Origin of the sequence: Paenibacillus sp. GbtcB18 (genome assembly GCF_019091125.1) — a bacterium.
GTDB classification, from domain to species: Bacteria; Bacillota; Bacilli; order Paenibacillales; family NBRC-103111; genus Paenibacillus_F; species Paenibacillus_F chitinolyticus.
Genome location: NZ_JAGXJX010000066.1, coordinates 1 through 1068, shown reverse-complemented (window position 1 = coordinate 1068; position 1068 = coordinate 1). Strand labels below are relative to the sequence as shown.

The window sequence follows — 1068 nt, the reverse complement described above, 5'->3', positions numbered from 1 at the left end:
GTACAACTGCCTTGTTGTACTTTAAAATTTCATCAAGATCGAGCGCTTCTGCATTAAACAGGGCCTCAACTTCTTGCTGTACCGTGTCATGCGTAATACCTTTTTCCGTATGGATAAGTGCATAGTAAATTACATCTACGAAGTTAGTAATACCACCTTGCATGGCGTTTGAAACGAATTGGAACGGTCCACCCGTTTCATCGATTAATTTAATAGCTTGTAGACAGAATTTAAGCTCATGTTCTTCACCTTTAATTACAAAACGCGTATATGATTTTTCAGCCATTGATACATACCTCCAGTTTGTTTTTTATACAAAATAAAAAAGCGAGTTATAGCCACTCGCTTTATCCTTGTGGTGTCGCTACATCACCTGATGGTGCACCTTCAGGTACTGTAGCGATTGTGCCTTTAGAAAGTTTTCCGTTCAATTTCAATCCAATCGTGTACTTAGAATACTCTTCATTTTCATTAGATAGTTCTAAACTGTTTAACATATATGTCCCAGACTTCACTTTAAACGCACTAGATGTTGCGCTACGTAAATTCACTTCATGAATTCTAACTAACACTTTATTCGTGATTGCTTCTTCCACGTATTCAAGACCCTCATCACCCTCTGTACAAATACCCTCAATATTTGTTGATTGCTTCACATCACCATAATCAGAGCCGCTCTTATCTTTTGTCTTCAGCTCTATTTCTCCAGCTTCAATTGATCGGGATCCTGAAGTTTGGTTAAAAAAACGAACTGTTTTATTTGTTTTTCCATCAGGTTGCGGGATGTCAATCAAATACAGGGTCTCGGCCCCTTTAAACTCAGGTGCATTAGTTTTATTCATTATAGATTTCCCCCTCTAATTCCTAATTGTTATTGTTATAAAGCTCAAGTGTTTTGCCGTAGCATTTTCTACCTCACTTTGTGAGAACGGCTCAAACCCCGATACTTTTGCATATAAAAAACCGATTCGTTCAGGATTCTTTTTTCTTGTGTCATACAAGTCAATTGAATCCTGTTCGAATCGGCTAATTAATTTATCTTGCAAATCATTTCCATCAAAAACTCTA

General features: G+C 37.2%; 2 protein-coding genes and 1 pseudogene. All 3 read right to left on the bottom strand.

Going from position 1 to position 1068, the window contains the following annotated elements:
- On the bottom strand, positions 1-286 hold a 286-nt coding region (locus tag KVT34_RS29515), incomplete at its 3' end, for a tail assembly chaperone (RefSeq protein WP_217563218.1).
- Between the two features lie 61 nt (positions 287-347).
- Complete coding sequence (locus tag KVT34_RS29510) at positions 348-842, bottom strand: phage major tail protein, TP901-1 family (RefSeq protein WP_217563217.1); 495 nt, start codon at positions 840-842, stop codon at positions 348-350.
- A 15-nt stretch (positions 843-857) separates the two neighbouring features.
- Positions 858-1068, bottom strand: a pseudogene (locus tag KVT34_RS29505) (hypothetical protein); the annotation flags it as partial.